Source organism: Mycobacterium kansasii ATCC 12478 (assembly GCF_000157895.3).
Classification (GTDB): Bacteria; Actinomycetota; Actinomycetes; order Mycobacteriales; family Mycobacteriaceae; genus Mycobacterium; species Mycobacterium kansasii.
This window is the reverse complement of the sequence record NC_022663.1, coordinates 5,163,359-5,180,846: the sequence shown is the minus strand read 5'-3', so window position 1 is coordinate 5,180,846 and position 17,488 is coordinate 5,163,359. Positions and strand designations below refer to the sequence as shown.

Here is a 17,488-nt window from a genome sequence, read left to right as displayed (position 1 = left end):
GCGCGTCCCCGCCTCATCGCTTCGTCGCCCGCAAGCGGGTGGGGGTACCTCCCACTTGTGGGGGCGTCCCCCCACTGCATCGTCGCCGGCGCGCTTCACGACAGGTCGACCACTTCGATTTTGTTGGCGCCGACTGCCGCCACCATCGCCGACCGGACATCGTCGGGCACAGCCTGATCCAGCCGCAGCAGGATCGTCGCGCGCGGGCCCTCGACGTCCTCGGACAATTGAGCGGCATGGATGTTCACCCCGGCCGCGCCCAGCAAGGTGCCGATCTTGCCCAGGGCTCCCGGCTGGTCGACGTAGTGGACGATCAAGTTGATCCCCTCGGCACGCATGTCGAAGTGGCGACCGTTGATCTGCACGACCTTCTGGGTCAGTTGCGGGCCATACAGCGTGCCTGAGACGTTCACGGCGGAGCCGTCCGCGCCGACTGCGCGAACGTCGACGACGCTGCGGTGGTTGGGGCTTTCGGAGGCCTTGGTGATCTCGGCGGATACCCCGCGCTCGGCGGCCAGCGCCGGGGCGTTGACAAAGGTCACCGGCTCGTCGATCACCGCCGAGAACAGCCCGCGCAGCGCCGAAAGCCGCAGCACCTCAACCTCTTCGGAGGCAAGCTCACCGCGAACCTGTACCGACAACGACACCGGCGCGCCGTCGGACAGCGCGGCGGCCAGCACTCCGAGCTTGCGCACCAGGTCCAGCCAGGGCGCCACCTCTTCGCTGACCACTCCGGCGCCGACGTTGACCGCGTCGGGAACGAACTCCCCCGCCAGCGCCAGTCGAACGCTCTCGGCGACGTCGGTCCCGGCCCGGTCCTGGGCCTCCACGGTGGACGCACCCAGGTGCGGTGTGACGACCACCTGCGGCAGGTCGAACAACGGGCTGTCGGTGCACGGTTCGCTGGCGAACACGTCAAGACCGGCAGCGCGCACGTGGCCCCCGCCGATAGCGTCGGCCAGCGCCGCCTCGTCCACCAGGCCGCCGCGGGCGGCGTTGACGATGATGACGCCGGGCTTGGTCTTGGCCAGTGCTTCTTTGTCGATCAGACCTGCGGTCTCGGGCGTCTTGGGCAGGTGCACCGAGATGAAGTCGGCGCGGGCCAGCAGGTCGTCCAAGGGCAGCAATTCGATGCCGAGCTGCGCAGCGCGGGCGGGTGAGACGTACGGGTCGTAGGCGACGACGTGGGCGTCGAACGCGGCGACCCGCTGCGCGACCAACTGCCCGATGCGGCCCAAACCGACGACGCCGACGGTCTTTCCGAAGATCTCGGTGCCGGAGAACGAGGACCGCTTCCAGGTGCGCACGCGCAGCGTGGCATCGGCGGCCGGGATCTGCCGGGCCGCGGCCAGCAGCAGCGCAATGGCATGCTCGGCGGCGCTGTGGATGTTCGACGTCGGGGCGTTGACCACCAGTACGCCGCGCGCGGTGGCGGCGTCTACGTCGACGTTGTCCAGCCCGACGCCGGCACGTGCCACGATTTTCAGCTTGGGAGCCGCGGCCAGCACTTCGGCGTCCACGGTGGTGGCCGACCGTACCAGCAGCGCGTCGGCCTCGGGCACTGCGGCCAGCAGCTTCGCGCGGTCCGGACCGTCTACCCAGCGCACCTCCACCTGGTCTCCCAGGGCAGCGACCGTCGATTGGGCAAGTTTGTCGGCGATTAATACAACAGGCAAGTTCACCCGGACAGCGTAGCGGCGATCGCGATCGCCAGCGCGGCGGAGCCGGGCGCAGCGGGGCCGAGCCGGGCGCCGCGGGTCGCAGCCATTGGCCCATCCGCTGTAATCAAGGGGTGGATGTGACCGTCGTCGGCAGCGGGCCCAACGGGTTGGCTGCAGCCGTCATCTGCGCCCGGGCCGGGCTGAAAGTAAACGTCATCGAGGCACAACCGACCTTTGGCGGCGGCGCGCGCAGCGCGGCCGACGTCGAATTTCCCGGCGTCTTACACGACGTGTGTTCAGCGGTGCATCCGCTGGCGCTGGCGTCGCCGTTTTTCGCCGAGTTCAACCTCCCGGCGCGCGGTGTGACACTGGCCGTACCGGAGATCGCGTATGCCAACCCGCTGCCGGGGCGGCCAGCGGCCATCGCCTACCATGACCTGGCCCGCACCAGCACCGAATTGGATGACGGTGCGTCCTGGCGACGGCTGCTCGGCCCGCTGGTGACGAATTTTGCTGCTGTCGTGGACTTTATGCTTGGCGACAAACGTTCGGTGCCCGCCGCGTTGCTGCCGGCCATGCATCTCGGGTTGCGAATGCTGGCCCAGGGTACGCCCGCGTGGCGATCGCTGGCGGGCGAAGATTCCCGGGCGCTGTTCACCGGCGTTGCGGCCCATGCCATTTCACGGTTGCCGTCACTGGTGTCGGCGGGTGCCGGGCTCATGCTGGCTACCCTCGCCCATTCGGTCGGCTGGCCCATCCCGGTGGGCGGCAGCCAGGTGATCGCCGACGCGTTGATCGACGATCTGCGGGCACACGGCGGTGAGCTGACGGCGGGCGTCGAGGTTACATCTCCGCCCGGCGGTGTCGTGGTGTTCGATACGGCGCCCACGACGCTGCTGCACGTCTACCGCGACGCCCTTCCAGATCGGTACGCTAAGGCATTGCGGCGCTATCGATTCGGTTCCGGCGCTGCCAAAGTCGACTTCGTGCTCAGCGACGAGATCCCGTGGCCGGATTCGCGGCTCAGCCAGGCCCCGACGCTTCACCTCGGCGGCACCCGCGAGCAGATGGCGCGCGCCGAGGCAGAGGTCGCGGCCGGGCGCCACGCCGACTGGCCGATGGTGCTGGCCGCAAGCCCGCACCTGGCCGATCCCGGCCGAGTGGATGGCGCCGGCCGGCGTCCCTTCTGGACGTACGCCCACGTCCCTTCGGGCTCGACGGTCGATGCGACCGAGACGGTGACCCGGGTCGTCGAGCGGCTGGCACCCGGCTTCCGCGACGTCGTCGTCGCAGCACGTTCCGTGCCCGCCGCACGAATGGTCGAGCACAACGCTAACTATGTCGGTGGCGATATCTCCGTGGGTGCCAACTCCGTGTGGCGTGCGATCGCCGGACCCACGCCACGCCTTAACCCTTGGCGCACACCGGTTCCCGGGGTGTACCTGTGTTCGGCGGCCACTCCACCCGGCCCCGGGGTGCACGGCATGTCCGGTTATTACGCCGCACGCACCCTGCTGCGGCACGAATTCGGCATCACCGACATGCCTAAGCTGAGTCCATGACGAAACTTGCGGTCATCTACTACTCAGCTACCGGCCATGGAACGACGATGGCGCAGCGCATCGCCGCGGCGGCCGAGGCCGCCGGCGCCGAAGTCCGGGTCCGGCCCGTCGCCGAGACCCGCGACCCCGCATCGTTTGCCCACAATCCCGCGTGGACGGCGAATTACGAAGCGACCAAGGACCTTCCAGCGGCCACCGGTGAGGACATCGTCTGGGCCGACGCGGTGATTTTCGGTTCACCCACCCGTTTCGGCTGCGTCGCAGCGCAATTGCGAAATTTCCTCGACTCGTTGGGCGGACTGTGGGCCGAGGGCAAACTCGCAGACAAATTGTATGCGGCGTTCACGTCGAGCAACACCCTGCACGGCGGTCAGGAGACCACCCTGCTCACCCTGTACGTCACGCTGATGCATTTCGGTGGCATCATCGTGCCGCCGGGATACACCGACCCGCTGAAATTCGTGGACGGCAACCCCTACGGCGCAAGCCTGGTATCCACTCACGACAACATCCACGAGTTCGACGAGCCCACGGTCAACGCCTTAGACCACCTGGCGCGCAGGGTGGTTGAGGTGGCGGGGCGCCTCACCTCTTAGCGCCAGCAGACGCAAAATCCCCCACTACTACGCCGACAAATTGGGGGCTTTTGCGTCTGCTCGGCGAAACAGCGACTACGCGGTTTCGGTGATGGGCCGGTCCACCCAGCTCATCAGGTCGCGCAGCTTCTTGCCGGTGACCTCGATGGGATGCTCGGCATTCTCCTTGCGCAGCTGCTCGAGTTCCTTGTTGCCGCCCTCAACGTTGGCGACCAGCTTCTTGACGAACGTGCCGTCCTGGATCTCGCGCAGGATCTCGCGCATCCGGTCCTTGGTGCTGGCGTCGATGACGCGCGGGCCCGACAGGTAGCCGCCGAATTCCGCGGTGTCGGACACCGAGTAGTTCATCCGCGCGATCCCGCCTTCATACATCAGGTCGACGATCAGCTTCAGTTCGTGCAGCACCTCGAAGTACGCCATTTCCGGCGGGTAGCCCGCCTCGACCATCACGTCGAACCCGGCCTTCACCAATTCCTCAGTGCCGCCGCACAATACGGCCTGTTCACCGAACAGGTCGGTCTCGGTCTCGTCTTTGAACGTCGTCTTGATGACGCCGGCACGGGTGCCGCCGATGGCCTTGGCGTAGGACAGCGCCAGCGCCTCACCGTTTCCGGTCGGGTCCTGGTCGACCGCGATCAGGCAGGGCACACCCTTGCCGTCCACGAATTGGCGGCGCACCAGATGGCCGGGTCCCTTCGGCGCGACCATCGCGACCGTAACGTCGGCGGGCGGCTTGATCAGGTTGAAGTGAATGTTGAGGCCGTGACCGAAGAACAACGCGTCGCCGGGCTTCAAGTTGGGCTCGATGTCGTTGGAGAAGATCTCCGCCTGGGCGGTGTCGGGAGCCAACAACATGATCACATCGGCCCACTTGGCAACCTCGGCCGGCGTGTCGACCTCCAGACCCTGCTCTTCGACCTTGGCCCGCGACTTGGAGCCCTCCTTCAGCCCGACGCGCACCTGCACGCCGGAGTCGCGCAGGCTCAGCGAGTGCGCATGGCCTTGGCTGCCGTAGCCGATGACGCCGACCTTGCGGCCCTGAATGATCGACAGGTCTGCGTCGTCGTCGTAGAACATCTCTAATGCCACTGTTGAGTCACTCCTTGTTAGTTATTTGACAGTGCCGATACACCGCGGGCCGCGGGACAACGACACCATTCCGGATTGGGCGATTTCGCGGATACCGAAGGGCTCCAATACTCGCAGCAACGCCTCGAGCTTGCCGCGGTTACCGGTGGCCTCTACGGTCAAGGATTCCGGAGATACGTCAATCACGTTGGCGCGGAAGAGGTTTACCGCTTCGATCACCTGACTGCGGGTACCGGCGTCGGCGCGGACCTTGATCAGCGCCAATTCCCGGGATACCGACTGCTCCTCGTCCTGTTCGATGATCTTGATGACGTTGATCAGCTTGTTCAGCTGCTTGGTGACCTGCTCGAGCGGGGTCTCCTCGCAGGCGACCACGATGGTCATCCGCGACATGTCCTTCTGCTCGGTTGCGCCCACCGCCAACGACTCGATGTTGAAGCCGCGCCGGGAGAACAGCGCCGCGACGCGCGCCAGCACGCCGGGCTTGTCTTCCACCAGCACCGAGAGCGTGTGTGTCTTGGGCGACGAACTGCTGCTCATCAGGCGTGCCCTTCACTTTCGTCGTCGAACAGGGGACGGATGCCGCGGGCGGCCTGGATCTCGTCGTTGCTGGTGCCGGCGGCCACCATCGGCCACACCTGTGCGTCGGCGCCGACGATGAAGTCGATCACCACCGGGCAGTCGTTGATCGCCCGGGCCTGGTTGATCACGTCGACGACGTCTTCGGCACGCTCGCAACGCAATCCGACACAGCCCAACGCCTCGGCCAGCTTGACGAAGTCGGGGATTCGGTGCGAGTGGGTGGCCAGGTCGGTCTGGGAGTAGCGCTCCTCGTAGAACAGGCTCTGCCACTGCCGCACCATGCCCAGATTCCCGTTGTTGATCAACGCCACCTTGATCGGTATGCCCTCGATGGCACAGGTGGCCAGCTCCTGGTTGGTCATCTGGAAACAGCCGTCACCGTCGATGGCCCATACCTCGGTGTCCGGCAACGCGATCTTGGCGCCCATGGCCGCCGGGATGGCGAACCCCATGGTGCCCAGCCCGCCGGAATTGAGCCAGGTGCGGGGCTTTTCGTACTTGATGAACTGCGCCGCCCACATTTGATGCTGGCCGACGCCGGCGACATACACGGCGTCCGGGCCGGCGATTTCGCCCAGCTTCTCGATCACGTATTCAGGACTGAGGCTGCCGTCGCTCTGCGGCCCGTAGCTCAGCGGATAGGTCTTTCGAACGCCTTCGAGATACGCCCACCACTCGCTGAGCTCGAGGGTGCCGGGAATGTCGTAGTGGCGCAGCATCGCAATGAGTTCGGCGATGACGGCCTTGACGTCGGCCACGATCGGGACATCGGCGTGCCGGTTCTTGCCGATCTCGGCCGGATCGATGTCGGCGTGAATGACCTTGGCTTCCGGAGCGAAGGAGTCGAGCTTTCCGGTGACCCGGTCGTCGAAACGGGTGCCCAGCGCGATCAGCAGGTCACTACGCTGCAGTGCCGCCACGGCAGCCACCGTGCCGTGCATGCCGGGCATGCCAAGGTTCTGCCCGTGGCTGTCGGGGAACGCCCCGCGAGCCATCAGCGTCGTGACCACCGGAATGCCCGTCAGTTCGGCCAGTTCCCGCAGCTGCTGCGTCGCCTCGCCCCGGATGACGCCGCCGCCGACGTACAGCACCGGCTTGCGCGCGGCGGCGATCAGCTTGGCGGCAGCACGGATCTGGCGGTTGTGCGGTTTGGTGTTGGGCTTGTAGCCGGGCAGATCCATCCGCGGCGGCCAGCTGAAGGTGCACTGGCCCTGCAGCACGTCCTTGGGGATATCGACGAGCACGGCTCCGGGACGACCAGATGCCGCGATGTGGAATGCCTCGGCGATCACCCGGGGAATTTCGTCGCCGCTGCGGACCAGGAAGTTGTGCTTGGTGATCGGCATCGTGATACCGGAGATGTCGGCCTCCTGGAAGGCGTCGGTGCCGATCAGCCCGCGGCCGACCTGACCGGTGATGGCGACCACCGGTATCGAGTCCATCTGCGCGTCCGCCAGCGGCGTCACCAGGTTGGTCGCACCCGGCCCCGACGTCGCCATGCACACCCCCACCCGGCCGGTGGCGTGCGCGTAGCCGCTGGCGGCGTGGCCGGCGCCCTGCTCGTGGCGGACCAGCACGTGGCGCAGCTTCTGGGAGTCGAACAGCGGGTCATATACCGGCAACACAGCGCCGCCCGGAATTCCGAAGATGACGTCGACGTCGAGCTCTTCCAGGGACCGGATGACCGCCTGCGCCCCGGTAAGTTGCTGCGGCGCAACATGTCTGGGTTGGGGCAGCGACGGTTTGGCGCCGTTTTCCCCGCCTTGCGATGTCGGTGAGTGTGGCTTCGTTGGTGCGCTCACTGTCCTGTTAATCCTTTATTGCGGTGGCGGTCTCGTTGGTGGGCAAGAAAAAACCCCCGCCAGCTCAGCTGCTGCACGAGGGTTGCGCGTTGGTGCTCGATCGACCTAGTCAGGCACCAACGCGCCGACCAAGTACTACAAGCATTGTGGGGAGCATTCCGGGCTCTCCGGCGGTATCCATAGCGTCTGACGGTAGCCTTCGTACAGCTCAGCCGTCAAATCCGGTGCCGTCACACCGCCGCGCGTGTGGGTGGGACCGCGCGGCCGCGGTATGGCGTGCGAACGATGGAATGATACGAGGGTGGTTACTGGCTCACCGGTGGTGATCAGGGTGTCACCGATCGCACACCTGGCCGTGGGATTTGCGACCCTGGGACTGCTCATACCCGTGCTGGCGTGGCCGCCGAGTGCGCCGCTGCTACTTATCCCAGTGCTTTTGTCGGCATTGATCGTCAGGCTGCGTACCGTCGCCGACGACGACGGGGTGACGGTGCGGACGCTGCTGGGTAGCAGGACGGTGCGCTGGGACGACATCGACGGCCTGCGGTTCCACCGGGGTTCGTGGGCGCGGGCCCGACTCAAGGACGGTACCGAGCTGCGATTGCCCGCGGTCACGTTCTCGACCCTGCCGCAATTGACCGAGGCCAGCTCGGGGCGGATTCCCAATCCCTACCGGTAAGGGCGTTCAGGCCAGCGGGTTGACGCCGTTGAGGAAAACCCACACGGCGATCCCGGCGGCGATGCCGGCCAGCAACGCCACAAATGACCCGATAAAGGGGCGTTGTGCCCAGCCGCGGCCCGCGTCGAGGCCGTAGCGGCCGGGGCCGCTCAAGATGACGGCAACAGCCATCACCACCAGGGAGATCTGGTATTCGTTCCCGTCCGGCAGGAAGTAGGTGAAGTGCGAATGCGGCCGGGCCGAGACCATTGCGAGCAAACCATTGATCAGGAAGGCCAGTGCTCCCGCCGCCGCCAGCGGGGTGAACAGGCCCAGTACCAACAGCACTCCGGCGACGATCTCGCCGCCGGCACCCACATAGGCGAGGATGTCGGCGTGCTGGTAGCCGACGTCGGACAGTGAGTTCTTGAATCCGGTGACCCCGGAGCCACCCCACCAGCCGAACAGCTTCTGCAATCCGTGGGCTATCAGGACCGCGCCCAGCCCGACGCGCAACACCAGCAGACCCAGATGCTGCGTGCCGCGCCGGCCCGCGGCGCGTACTCGCTCGTCGTCGGCGTCGATATCGATCGCGGGCGCTGACGGCACCGGCCGCCCGGCGGGCTGCGGCTGGGCGTACGGTAGCGGCTCCTGCGCGTCAAGCAGGTGATATCCCGAGCTGACCGCACCGGAATTGGCGGGGTCATAGGGCGGGATGACGGTGGTGGTGCCGGTATTTCCAAAGTCGCCGGAGTAGCCGCCGGGGCTCAGATCATCTTCGGGGTCGACCAGGCTTGCCGAGACGGGGCGTCCCGCGGTTGGCCCGGGGGAACCGTCCGGCCGCTGCCAATGTGAGTCATTCGAACTGGTCACTCGTGTCAGGGTAAGGGCATTTGGCCCTGAATTGGGGATTTGAGCGGCGCTTTCGCCGGTTAAGTCCGCACTTCGTGCGGTCAACGGTTCCGGCGGTGGCCCAAAACGGGCTCCGGCCCACCGACCATGACTTGATTGCGGCTGCCACGCCGCGGTCGGTAGGTGGCGGTGGCGCAGACAAAGTCCGTAGCCTGTCGGTCATGCGGATACGGCGGTCGGTTCGGCGCGCACTCACTGTGTTGTGCGCGGCGGCGCTGGTGTCGAGCGGTTGCGCACGGTTCAACGATGCCCAGTCGCAGCCTTTCACCACCAACCCGGAACTTCGGCCCCAGCCCAGCTCGACCCCGCCACCGCCGCCGCCGCTGCCGCCCACACCATTTCCCAAGGCCTGCCCGGCGCCGGGCGTCATGCAGGGCTGTCTGGAGAGCACCAGCGGCCTGATCATGGGCATCGACAGCAAGACCGCGCTGGTCGCCGAGCGCATCACCGGCGCCGTCAAGGAAATCTCGATCAGTGCCGAGCCCAAGGTGAAGATGGTCATCCCGGTCGACCCGGCGGGCGACGGCGGCTTGATGGATATCGTGTTGTCGCCCACGTATTCGCAGGACCGGCTGATGTATGCCTACATCAGCACGCCCACCGACAACCGGGTCATAAGGATCGCCGACGGTGACGTCCCGAAGGACATCCTGACCGGCATCCCCAAAGGTCCTGCCGGTAACACCGGTGCGCTGATCTTCACCAGCCCCACCACGCTGGTGGTCATGACCGGCGACGCCGGCAACCCGGCGATGGCCGCCGATCCCAATTCGTTGGCCGGCAAGGTACTGCGCATCGAGCAGCCCACGACCATCGGACAGGCGCCGCCGACGACGGCACTGACCGGGATCGGCTCGGGCGGCGGCATGTGCATCGACCCCGTCGACGGCTCGCTCTATGTCGCCGACCGCACCCCGGGCGCCGACCGGTTGCAGCGCATCACCAAGAAGTCGGAGGTCTCGACGGTATGGACGTGGCCGGACAAGCCCGGCGTGGCCGGGTGTGCGGCCATGGACGGCACCGTGCTGGTCAACCTGATCAATACCAAGCTCACGGTTGCGGTTCGGCTCGCACCGTCGACCGGCGCAGTGACCGGCGAACCCGACGTCGTACGCAAGGACACCCACGCACATGCCTGGGCCCTGCGGATGTCGCCCGACGGCAACGTCTGGGGTGCGACGGTCAACAAGACCGCAGGTGATGCCGAGAAGCTCGACGATGTGGTGTTCCCGTTGTTCCCGCAGGGCGGCGGGTTCCCGCGCAACAACGACGACAAGACCTAACCGTTGGGCGACGATGCGGCCCGCAACGTCCGTCATACCAACCACAGAAGCCTCAGCACGGCGCCCGTACTGCTCGTGCAACCTGTGAGCGACAAACTATGCAGCGGCTACCCGTCCGAGGTAGCGGCACAATCGGCTGGCACTCAGGGCACGTCGAGGGTGAACCTGACGCCGTATCGCCGGGTCACCTCGGTGGGTTCGTAGAACCGCCGCGTCGGTTCCTCGTGGCCGGGGTCGAGGTCGTCGATGTCGGAGAGGTAAAGCAGTTCCTCGGAGCATTCGGGAGCCCAGACGCTCACGGGCTCCAACAGGTAGCACACGTGGTCTCCGACATCGCTGCGACTCACTGTCCTGCCGACGAACCACGCCACCGCGTCGTCGAGAATCGGCATCCCAAACGGGCCGGCGCGCCATGGGCAGCGAGCGAATTTGTCGGTGTCGTCCGCCGTGTGGCCGGCGAACAGTTCGGCCAGGGCTCGATGGTGCTGCGCCAACAAATGCACCGCCACATGGTCAGATCGGCCGGCCACCTCGGCGGTGCGGTTACTCCTGGGCATGCCGATCATGAAACTCGGGGGCTGCACACTCGTTTGAGTGGCGAAGCCGACCAGACAACCCGAAGGGTGACCATCGGCCTGGGTTGTCACCACGAATGCCGGGGAATCCAGCATCGTCATCAGGTCATCGAACGATTCATCGATCACCTCAACATCATGAATCGCGACGACCGCTTTCGACACGTTTCGTAGCGAACTCGTAGAGACCAGTCGGCGAACCGGCAGCCTGGCTAACCCTGACCGCAGGCCGCCAACACCAACTCGCGCACCCGGGCCGCGTCGGCCTGCCCGCGGGTGGCCTTCATCACCGCGCCGACGATCGCACCCGCCGCAGCCACCTTGCCGCCCCGAATCTTCTCGGCCACATCGGGATTGGCGGCCAGTGCCTCGTCGACCGCGGCCTGGGTCAGCGAGTCGTCGCGGACCAGCTCCAAGCCGCGGGCGGTCATCACCTGCTCGGGTTCGCCTTCTCCGGCCAGCACACCTGCCACGACCTCGCGGGCGAGCTTGTTGGACAGCTTGCCGCCCTCGACCAACCGCACGACGGCCGCGACCTGGGCAGGCGTGATGGCCAGCTCGTCCAGCCCGATACCGGCCTCGTTGGCCTTCTGCACCAGGAAGTTCCCCCACCACGAGCGCGCCTCCTTGCTGGAGGCTCCGTGCTTGACCGTCTCGGCGACCAGTTCGACCGCGCCGGCGTTCACCAGGTCGCGCATCACCTCGTCGGAAACCCCCCATTCTTGCTGAATCCGCTTGCGGGTCAACCACGGTAACTCGGGAATGGTTTGGCGCAGTTCTTCGACCAGTTCCCGGCTGGGCGCGACGGGCTCCAGATCGGGCTCGGGGAAATACCGATAGTCCTGTGCGGTCTCCTTGGTGCGGCCCGGGCTGGTGTAGCCGGCCTCGTGGAAGTGCCTGGTTTCCTGGATGATCTGACCGCCGCCCACCAAGATGGCGGCCTGACGCTGCATCTCGTAGCGCACCGCGACCTCGACGCTTTTGAGCGAGTTGACGTTCTTTGTTTCGGTTCGGGTACCGAATTCGGTTGTACCCCTGGGCTTTAGCGACACATTGGCGTCGCAGCGCATCGACCCCTGGTCCATTCGCACGTCGGATACGTCCAACGCCCGCAACAGGTCTCGCAAAGCGGTCACATAGGCGCGGGCGACCTGCGGCGCACGTTCTCCGGCTCCCTCAATGGGTTTGGTCACGATCTCGATCAGCGGCACGCCGGCACGGTTGTAGTCGATGAGCGACGTCGTCGCTCCGTGGATGCGGCCCGTCTCGCTGCCGATGTGGGTCAGCTTGCCGGTGTCTTCCTCCATGTGAGCACGTTCGATCTCGACTCGCCAGGTGGTGCCGTCTTCCAGCGGCGCTTCGAGGTAGCCGTTGACGGCGATCGGCTCGTCATACTGCGAAATCTGGTAATTCTTCGGCATGTCCGGGTAGAAGTAGTTTTTCCGGGCGAAGCGGCACCAGGGAACGATCTCGCAGTTCAGCGCCAAGCCGATGCGGATCGCCGACTCGACCGCGGCCCGGTTGAGCACGGGCAGCGAACCGGGCAGCCCCAGACACACCGGGCATACCTGGGTATTCGGCTCGGCACCGAACGCCGTGGCGCAGCCGCAGAACATCTTGGTCGCGGTGGACAACTCGACGTGAACCTCCAGTCCGAGAACCGGATCGAAGCGGGCGACGACGTCGTCGAAGTCCAGCAGGTCAGCCCCTGAAGCCCGGGCGGCAGCAGTCATGGGCTCGATCCTAGTGCCGACCGGGAGACCCCCGGAGCCGGACATCTGCCACTACACCCGCTTTGGGAACATGTCCGCCAACGTGGCCGCCAGCTCCAGGTACGCGCGCCGGCTTTCCTTGCCCAACCGGTCCAGACCTATTTCTTTGCCCGCATGGATGTGCCGATCGAACGGCAGGACCACCGTGGCGGCCACGCCGGCCGACAACGGCTCGAGTTCCTTACCGGCCAAGATGCTCGGCCTGCCCGGTTCGGTGTGGTTGAGTGCTAACACCGCCGTCGCGAGCAGCTTGTGATACCCGTTGTTACGCAACCATTCCAGCGTGATCCTGGTTTTTCGTATCGCGTCGATCGAGGTGCTGGTAACGACCACCAGGGCCCGCGATTCCGGCAACACCGCTTCCATCGCGCTCGACTCGAGCGCCTTGACGCAGTCCACCAGTACCACCGAGTAATGCTTGCGCAGAATGGAAAACACTTTGACGACGTCGCTGCGCTCCACTCGCCAATTGCTCTTTGCATATTCGGGCAGGCCGAGCACTTCCAGCCCGCAGCTGTTCATATAGGTATGGGCCCGCACGTCCGGGTATCTTGTGACCGAATCGTCCATGAGCAGGTCCACCATATTCAGCCGGCTGCGGCGGCCATGCCGATCGGACAAATCGCCGCCGTCGATGTCGACGGCGACCACCCGGTCGTTGCGCACCTGCGCAAAAGTCGAGCCGAGCGCCTCGACCACCGCGGTCTTGCCGACCCCGCCTTTGAGGTTGAGCACGGCGATGGGAAACGCGCTGCCGAGCGGTGCGCGGACGCGCTCACGCAGCGCACGTTCGTAAGCCGGGCCTTTGCCGGGGCCGAAGTCTCTGCGGCTGATGCGCCAGATCAGATCTCGCCAGCTGAAACGGCCGGTATCGTCGGCGTGCTGCTGGTCAAGAACGTCAAGCGCCATCCCGCCGGGGCTCCGTTCACGAGGCGGAACAGGCGTCGCCGCGGGGGTCCGGGCGGTCGACCACGGCGCAGCGGGAGACGGGGGGTAGGCAGGGGCATTACGGCGGTAGACCCGCGGCACCGTGGTGGACGTCCACTCGACCGGCGGACGGTGACAGGGCGGGGAGGTGTGTCGCTCCTGCGCTGCCCGTGGAGCGGCCTGCGGCAGGTCTCCGCGACCAGGATCGCGGTTGCTCATACCCCACGGTATAGCCGGGCTGATTTGCCCGAAAACCGCAAATAGGACCGATTCCGAAGATGCAAGCAGCAGTCAAGCAAGAATTAGCCCGGCGTTCAGCCCGCGCTACCGGATGTTCGACGAATTTCGAGCGATCGGTGCGAAACGCCGACGTCAGCCGAAGAAAGCCGCGGCGTCGTCGTAGCGGCTTTGTGGTACCAACTTGAGCTGGCGAACGGCGTCAGCCAGGGCGACACGGCCGATGTCCTGCCCGCGCAGGGATACCATCTGGCCGTATTCGCCCGCGTGTGCGGCGTCGGCGGCGTTGACACCGAAGCGGGTGGCCAATACCCGGTCGTAGGCCGTCGGTGTCCCACCCCTCTGGACATGGCCGAGCACGGTCACCCGGACATCCTTGTTGATCCGCTTCTCCACCTCGGCGCCCAGCTGCGCGGCCACCCCGGTGAAACGCTCATGGCCGAACTCGTCAATCCCGCCTTCGCGTAACTGAATGGAGCCGGCGACGGGTTTGGCGCCCTCGGCGACCACACAGATGAAGTGCGAGTCGCCGCGCTGGAAGCGCTGTTTGACCAGCCGGCACACCTCCTCGACGTCGAAGGGCTGTTCGGGGATCAGCGTCATGTGAGCGCCGGAGGCCAGACCGGAGTTCAGCGCGATCCAGCCGGCATGACGGCCCATCACCTCCACCAGCATCACCCGCTGATGGGATTCGGCGGTGCTGTGCAGGCGGTCGATCGCCTCAGTCGCCACCGTCAACGCCGTGTCGTGCCCGAAAGTCACGTCGGTGCAGTCGATGTCGTTGTCGATGGTCTTCGGCACACCGACGACCGGAACGTTCTCCTCCGACAGCCAGTGCGCCGCGGTCAATGTGCCTTCCCCACCGATCGGGATCAGCACGTCGATACCGTTGTCGTCCAGGGTCTGCATGATCTGGTTCAGGCCGGCGCGCAGTTTGTCCGGGTGCACGCGCGCGGTGCCCAGCATCGTTCCGCCCTTGGCCAGCAGCCGGTCGTTCCGGTCGTCGTTGCGCAGCTGCATGCGCCGGTTTTCCAGCAGCCCGCGCCACCCGTCCTGGAATCCGACCACCGACGAGCCGTACCGGGCATCGCAGGTGCGCACCACGGCCCGGATGACGGCGTTGAGGCCGGGGCAGTCGCCGCCTCCGGTGAGAAGTCCAATCCGCATGCCATCATCTTGCACCGCAGCTGGCTCGGGCCGCGAGCAGACGCGGAATCGCACGCGCGGGGTCCGCGCAGTGCGATTCCGCGTCTGCTCGCGCAAGCGAGAGGTGCCCCAGGTCGCGCCTAGATGGCTCCTAAATCGGCGAGGGCAGCGGGCCGCGGGCTGCCTCGTAGGCGGCTCCTACCCGGTAAAGCCGGTCGTCGGCCAAGGCGGGCGCCATGATCTGCAGCCCGACCGGCAGCCCGTCGTCGGGGGACAGCCCCGAGGGCACCGACATGCCGCAGTGGCCCGCCAAATTCAGCGGCAATGTGCACAGGTCGAACAGGTACATCGCCAGCGGGTCGTCGACCTTCTCCCCCAGCGGGAACGCGGTGGTGGGAGTCGCAGGCGAGACCAGCACGTCGACCGATCGATAGGCCTCGTCGAGATCGCGGGCGATCAGCGTGCGCACCTTCTGGGCCTGGTTGTAGTAGGCGTCGTAGTAGCCCGCCGACAGGGCGTAGGTGCCAATCATGATGCGGCGCTTGACCTCCGGGCCGAACCCGGCCGCGCGGGTCATGGCCATCACCTCTTCGGCGCTGTGGCTGCCGTCGTCGCCGACCCGCAGCCCGTAGCGCATCGCGTCGAAGCGGGCCAGGTTGCTCGACACCTCCGACGGCAGGATGAGGTAGTAGGCGGCCAGCGCGTGGTCGAAGTGCGGGCAGTCGACCTCGCTGACCTCGGCGCCCAGCGCGGTCAACTGCTCGACCGCCGCCTGAAACGACGCCAGCACACCAGGCTGATAGCCCTCACCGCGTAACTGCTTGACCACCCCGATGCGCACCCCGCGCAGGTCACCGGACGCGCCGGCCCTGGCGGCGGCCACGACGTCGGGTACCTCGGCGTCGACGGAGGTGGAGTCGCGGGGGTCGTGCCCGGCGATCACCTGGTGCAGCAGCGCGGTATCCAGCACCGTGCGCGCACAGGGGCCGCCCTGATCCAGCGACGACGCGCAGGCCACCAGCCCGTAGCGCGACACCGTCCCGTAGGTCGGTTTGACGCCGACGGTCGCCGTGAGCGCGGCCGGCTGCCGGATCGAACCCCCGGTGTCGGACCCGATGGCCAGCGGCGCCTGGAATGCGGCCAGCGCCGCCGCGCTGCCCCCGCCGGAGCCCCCGGGTACCCGGTCGACGTTCCACGGGTTGCGGGTCGGGCCGTAGGCGGAGTTCTCGGTCGAGGAGCCCATCGCGAACTCGTCCATGTTGGTCTTGCCGAGGATCGGGATGCCGGCCGCACGCAACCGCGCGGTCACCGTGGCGTCGTAGGGGGATCGCCAGTCCTGCAGAATCTTCGAGCCGCAGGTGGTGGGCATGTCAATCGTGGTGAAGACGTCCTTGAGCGCCAGCGGCACGCCGGCCAACGGCGACGGCAACGTCTCGCCGGCGGCCAACGCCTGGTCAACGGCGCCCGCGGCGCTCAAAGCCTGGTCGGCGCCGACATGCAGGAAGGCGTGGTAGCGGTCGTCGGTTGCTGCGATCTGGTCCAGGCAGGCCTGGGTGAGCTCGGTGGACGACAGCTCCTTGGCGGCGACTCGGGCGGCCAGCGTGGCGGCGTCGGAGCGGATGAGTTCGCTCACTCGGCGTCCCCCAGGATCTGCGGGACGGCGAAGCGGCCGTCGACGGCCTCCGGCGCCGCGGCCAGCGCCTGCTCCTGGGTCAGGCACGGCGCGATCTCGTCGGGGCGCGTGACGTTGACGTCCTTGAGCGGGTTGTCGGTGGCTTGCACGCCGGTGACGTCGACCGCCTGGATCTGGCTGACGTGCGCCAAGATGGCGTCGAGTTGACCGGCGAAGTGGTCGAGTTCCGACTCGGTCAGCGCCAGACGGGCCAGCCGGGCCAGATGGGCCACCTCGTCGCGGGAGATCTGAGACACGAGCGAAAAGCCTAACGGGGAGCGTGCGGCTGGTTCACCGGAGTCGCTCTGCTCTTGCCGAAATGCCACGGATACATCCTTGTGTAACAGTGTTGGCCGTGCCGTCGTATCTGTTGCGCATCGAGCTGGAGGACCGTCCGGGCAGCCTGGGGTCGCTGGCTGTTGCGCTCGGGTCGGTGGGCGCCGACATCCTGTCGCTGGACGTCGTCGAGCGCAGCGCCGGGTACGCGATCGACGACCTGGTGGTCGAGATGCCGCCGGGCGCGATGCCGGATCGGCTGATAACCGCCGCCGAGTCGTTGAACGGCGTCCGGGTGGACAGCCTGCGCCCCCACACCGGGTTGCTGGAAGCGCACCGCGAGCTGGAGCTTCTCGACCACGTCGCCGCGGCCCGCGACAATTCGTCCAGACTGCAGGTGCTCGTCAACGAGGCGCCCAGGGTGCTGCGAGTGAGCTGGTGCACCGTGTTGCACAGCTCGGAGGGCGCCTTACACCGGCTCGCGGGCAGCCCGGGCGCCCCGGAAACCCGCGCCGATTCGGCCCCCTGGCTGCCGATCGAACGCGCCGCGCCGCTCGACGGCGGCGCCGACTGGGTGCCCCGGGCCTGGCGTGACATGGACACCACGATGGTGGCGGCACCATTGGGCGATCCGCATATGGCGGTGGTGCTGGGGCGGCCCGGCCCGGAATTCCGGCCCTCTGAGGTGGCCCGCCTGGGCTATCTCGCCGGAATCGTGGCCACCATGCTGCGCTGACC

At 66.8% G+C, this 17,488-nt stretch carries 16 protein-coding genes; 5 read left to right on the top strand and 11 right to left on the bottom strand.

Features of this window, described 5'->3' with window-relative positions; all coding sequences use genetic code 11:
- Positions 1 to 95: 95 nt before the first annotated feature.
- Entirely contained in the window at positions 96 to 1,682 is a 1,587-nt protein-coding gene (gene serA, locus MKAN_RS22480) for a phosphoglycerate dehydrogenase (protein ID WP_023372179.1), read from the bottom strand.
- A 110-nt stretch (positions 1,683 to 1,792) separates the two neighbouring features.
- On the opposite strand from serA, the gene MKAN_RS22475 reads away from it, so the two are divergent.
- Positions 1,793 to 3,223, top strand: coding sequence for a phytoene desaturase family protein (locus MKAN_RS22475; protein WP_023372177.1), 1,431 nt, complete (start codon positions 1,793 to 1,795; stop codon positions 3,221 to 3,223).
- On the top strand, positions 3,220 to 3,819 hold the full coding sequence (gene wrbA / locus MKAN_RS22470; protein ID WP_023372176.1) for an NAD(P)H:quinone oxidoreductase: 600 nt from the start codon (positions 3,220 to 3,222) through the stop codon (positions 3,817 to 3,819). Before MKAN_RS22475 ends, wrbA begins: the two co-directional genes overlap by 4 nt.
- 75 nt (positions 3,820 to 3,894) lie before the next feature.
- Here the strand turns inward: wrbA and ilvC are convergent, their stop codons facing one another.
- The 3 genes from ilvC to MKAN_RS22455 are packed head-to-tail and all read right to left on the bottom strand — an operon-like array spanning position 3,895 to position 7,292.
- The gene (gene ilvC / locus MKAN_RS22465) at positions 3,895 to 4,896 is read right to left on the bottom strand and encodes a ketol-acid reductoisomerase (RefSeq protein ID WP_099185093.1); all 1,002 of its coding nucleotides are present in this window, start codon (positions 4,894 to 4,896) and stop codon (positions 3,895 to 3,897) included.
- Positions 4,897 to 4,929: 33 nt separating this feature from the next.
- A complete protein-coding gene (gene ilvN, locus MKAN_RS22460; protein WP_023372174.1) occupies positions 4,930 to 5,448 on the bottom strand; it encodes an acetolactate synthase small subunit in 519 nt (172 codons plus the stop codon).
- Positions 5,448 to 7,292 (bottom strand): acetolactate synthase large subunit, encoded by a 1,845-nt coding sequence (locus MKAN_RS22455; protein WP_023372173.1) that lies wholly within the window; start codon positions 7,290 to 7,292, stop codon positions 5,448 to 5,450. The genes ilvN and MKAN_RS22455 overlap by 1 nt, the downstream gene beginning before the upstream one ends.
- A 301-nt stretch (positions 7,293 to 7,593) precedes the next feature.
- Between MKAN_RS22455 and MKAN_RS22450 the strand changes: the two genes are divergently transcribed.
- Positions 7,594 to 7,971 (top strand): PH domain-containing protein, encoded by a 378-nt coding sequence (locus tag MKAN_RS22450; protein WP_023372172.1) that lies wholly within the window; start codon positions 7,594 to 7,596, stop codon positions 7,969 to 7,971.
- 6 nt (positions 7,972 to 7,977) lie between these two features.
- On the opposite strand, the gene MKAN_RS22445 is transcribed toward MKAN_RS22450, so the two are convergent.
- Positions 7,978 to 8,823 carry a DoxX family protein gene (locus tag MKAN_RS22445; RefSeq protein WP_023372171.1) on the bottom strand — a complete coding sequence of 282 codons (846 nt, stop codon included), beginning with the start codon at positions 8,821 to 8,823 and terminating at the stop codon, positions 7,978 to 7,980.
- Between the two features lie 200 nt (positions 8,824 to 9,023).
- On the opposite strand from MKAN_RS22445, the gene MKAN_RS22440 reads away from it, so the two are divergent.
- Positions 9,024 to 10,145 (top strand): PQQ-dependent sugar dehydrogenase, encoded by a 1,122-nt coding sequence (locus tag MKAN_RS22440; RefSeq protein ID WP_042313921.1) that lies wholly within the window; start codon positions 9,024 to 9,026, stop codon positions 10,143 to 10,145.
- 143 nt (positions 10,146 to 10,288) lie between these two features.
- Here MKAN_RS22440 and MKAN_RS22435 read toward each other — a convergent pair whose 3' ends face one another.
- The 6 genes from MKAN_RS22435 to gatC all read right to left on the bottom strand — a co-directional run bounded on the left by MKAN_RS22435 (position 10,289) and on the right by gatC (position 16,731).
- A complete protein-coding gene (locus MKAN_RS22435; protein WP_023372169.1) occupies positions 10,289 to 10,885 on the bottom strand; it encodes a flavin reductase family protein in 597 nt (198 codons plus the stop codon).
- Between the two features lie 47 nt (positions 10,886 to 10,932).
- On the bottom strand, positions 10,933 to 12,453 hold the full coding sequence (gene gatB, locus MKAN_RS22430; RefSeq protein ID WP_023372168.1) for an Asp-tRNA(Asn)/Glu-tRNA(Gln) amidotransferase subunit GatB: 1,521 nt from the start codon (positions 12,451 to 12,453) through the stop codon (positions 10,933 to 10,935).
- A gap of 51 nt (positions 12,454 to 12,504) precedes the next feature.
- A complete protein-coding gene (locus MKAN_RS22425; protein WP_023372167.1) occupies positions 12,505 to 13,401 on the bottom strand; it encodes a MinD/ParA family ATP-binding protein in 897 nt (298 codons plus the stop codon).
- A gap of 390 nt (positions 13,402 to 13,791) precedes the next feature.
- Entirely contained in the window at positions 13,792 to 14,823 is a 1,032-nt protein-coding gene (locus MKAN_RS22420) for an ATP-dependent 6-phosphofructokinase (protein ID WP_036391910.1), read from the bottom strand.
- Positions 14,824 to 14,953: 130 nt separating this feature from the next.
- Positions 14,954 to 16,435: an Asp-tRNA(Asn)/Glu-tRNA(Gln) amidotransferase subunit GatA gene (gatA, locus tag MKAN_RS22415; RefSeq protein ID WP_023372165.1), complete on the bottom strand. Its 1,482-nt coding sequence runs from the start codon at positions 16,433 to 16,435 to the stop codon at positions 14,954 to 14,956.
- Positions 16,432 to 16,731, bottom strand: coding sequence for an Asp-tRNA(Asn)/Glu-tRNA(Gln) amidotransferase subunit GatC (gene gatC / locus MKAN_RS22410; protein ID WP_023372164.1), 300 nt, complete (start codon positions 16,729 to 16,731; stop codon positions 16,432 to 16,434). Before gatC ends, gatA begins: the two co-directional genes overlap by 4 nt.
- Before the next feature lie 98 nt (positions 16,732 to 16,829).
- Here gatC and MKAN_RS22405 point away from each other — a divergent pair, with 98 nt between their 5' ends.
- Positions 16,830 to 17,486, top strand: a complete 657-nt coding sequence (locus MKAN_RS22405) for an ACT domain-containing protein (protein WP_103797955.1) — start codon at positions 16,830 to 16,832, stop codon at positions 17,484 to 17,486.
- Positions 17,487 to 17,488: the final 2 nt, after the last annotated feature.

Bases quoted from the DNA above. Each gene is read 5' to 3' on its own strand.
- wrbA (WP_023372176.1), top strand. From the start codon at position 3,220: ATGACGAAACTTGCGGTCATCTACTACTCAGCTACCGGCCATGGAACG.
- ilvC (WP_099185093.1), bottom strand. From the start codon at position 4,896: ATGTTCTACGACGACGACGCAGACCTGTCGATCATTCAGGGCCGCAAG.
- ilvN (WP_023372174.1), bottom strand. From the start codon at position 5,448: ATGAGCAGCAGTTCGTCGCCCAAGACACACACGCTCTCGGTGCTGGTG.
- MKAN_RS22440 (WP_042313921.1), top strand. From the start codon at position 9,024: ATGCGGATACGGCGGTCGGTTCGGCGCGCACTCACTGTGTTGTGCGCG.
- gatB (WP_023372168.1), bottom strand. From the start codon at position 12,453: ATGACTGCTGCCGCCCGGGCTTCAGGGGCTGACCTGCTGGACTTCGAC.
- MKAN_RS22425 (WP_023372167.1), bottom strand. From the start codon at position 13,401: ATGGCGCTTGACGTTCTTGACCAGCAGCACGCCGACGATACCGGCCGT.
- MKAN_RS22420 (WP_036391910.1), bottom strand. From the start codon at position 14,823: ATGCGGATTGGACTTCTCACCGGAGGCGGCGACTGCCCCGGCCTCAAC.